At 47.3% G+C, this 1887-nt stretch carries 2 tRNA genes and 1 rRNA gene; all 3 read right to left on the bottom strand.

Annotated features, from left to right (window positions below):
* Positions 1-130: 130 nt before the first annotated feature.
* Positions 131-207 (bottom strand) — tRNA-Ala (locus Q0945_RS15795).
* Positions 208-327: 120 nt separating this feature from the next.
* Positions 328-401, bottom strand: a tRNA-Ile gene (locus tag Q0945_RS15800).
* A 131-nt stretch (positions 402-532) separates the two neighbouring features.
* Positions 533-1887, bottom strand: a 16S ribosomal RNA gene (locus tag Q0945_RS15805); the annotation flags it as partial.

Consider the following 1887-nt stretch of genomic DNA (forward strand, 5'->3'; position numbering starts at 1 on the left):
TAAAAAAAATATATACACTATCCCAATATGTCAATGAACTTGTGGCGAGTCGCCACTGACAATTATAAAAAATGTCTTTGTGACTCCTCTTGCAATAAATGAAGATAAATTAATATCTCCAGGCATTGCCTGGTGGAGAATATCGGAGTCGAACCGATGACCTCCTGCGTGCAAGGCAGGCGCTCTAGCCAGCTGAGCTAATCCCCCATTTATAAGTTGGCAGTTGCCAGTTTATAGTTGACAGGTAGCACAACTTCTAAAATTTCCTTCAATACTTCTTAATGAACGTAACTTCCATAAATTATCTCTAATCTACTTCGGTTTTTGTAGTCCCAGGCAGACTCGAACTGCCGACCTCTACATTATCAGTGTAGCGCTCTAACCAGCTGAGCTATGGGACTGTCCCTAACACTCTTTGTTTTATAAAAAAACAACCAATGTTATTTACTTATATATCATAATTATAAAGACAACTTTTTACTATTAAATCGATAAAACGGGACCAAAATAAATTTTAGTCATTGTTCTCTAGAAAGGAGGTGTTCCAGCCGCACCTTCCGGTACGGCTACCTTGTTACGACTTAGCCCTAGTTACCGATCTTGCCCTAGGCCGCTCCTTACGGTGACGGACTTCAGGCACTCCCGGCTTCCATGGCTTGACGGGCGGTGTGTACAAGGCCCGGGAACGTATTCACCGGATCATGGCTGATATCCGATTACTAGCGATTCCAGCTTCACGGGGTCGAGTTGCAGACCCCGATCCGAACTGTGATCGGTTTTATAGATTCGCTCTGTCTTGCAACATGGCTGCTCTCTGTACCGACCATTGTAGCACGTGTGTGGCCCAGGACGTAAGGGCCGTGATGATTTGACGTCATCCCCACCTTCCTCACGGTTTGCACCGGCAGTCCCGTTAGAGTCCCCATCATAACATGCTGGCAACTAACGGCAGGGGTTGCGCTCGTTATAGGACTTAACCTGACACCTCACGGCACGAGCTGACGACAACCATGCAGCACCTTGTAAATTGCCCGAAGGAAAAACTATCTCTAGTCCTGTCAATCTACATTTAAGCCCTGGTAAGGTTCCTCGCGTATCATCGAATTAAACCACATGCTCCACCGCTTGTGCGGGCCCCCGTCAATTCCTTTGAGTTTCATTCTTGCGAACGTACTCCCCAGGTGGGATACTTATCACTTTCGCTTGGCCGCCCAAGACTCAAGGCCTCGGACAGCTAGTATCCATCGTTTACGGCGTGGACTACCAGGGTATCTAATCCTGTTCGCTCCCCACGCTTTCGTCCATCAGCGTCAGTATATAGTTAGTCACCTGCCTTCGCAATCGGTGTTCTATGTAATATCTATGCATTTCACCGCTACACTACATATTCCGGCAACTTCACTATAACTCAAGACCAACAGTATCAAAGGCAATTTTACAGTTGAGCTGCAAACTTTCACCCCTGACTTATTGACCCGCCTACGGACCCTTTAAACCCAATAATTCCGGATAACGCTCGGACCCTCCGTATTACCGCGGCTGCTGGCACGGAGTTAGCCGGTCCTTATTCTTACAGTACCGTCAGTAGGTTACACGTAACCCTTTTTCTTCCTGTATAAAAGCAGTTTACTACCCATAGGGCATTCTTCCTGCACGCGGCATGGCTGGATCAGAGTCTCCTCCATTGTCCAATATTCCTCACTGCTGCCTCCCGTAGGAGTCTGGTCCGTGTCTCAGTACCAGTGTGGGGGATCCCCCTCTCAGGGCCCCTACCCATCGTAGCCATGGTAAGCCGTTACCTTACCATCTAGCTAATGGGACGCATGGCCATCTTTTACCGACCGAAGTCTTTAATCATTTAATAATGCTAAAAAATGATACTATGAG

The organism is uncultured Maribacter sp. (assembly GCF_947500405.1).
Lineage (GTDB): Bacteria > Bacteroidota > Bacteroidia > Flavobacteriales > Flavobacteriaceae > Maribacter_B.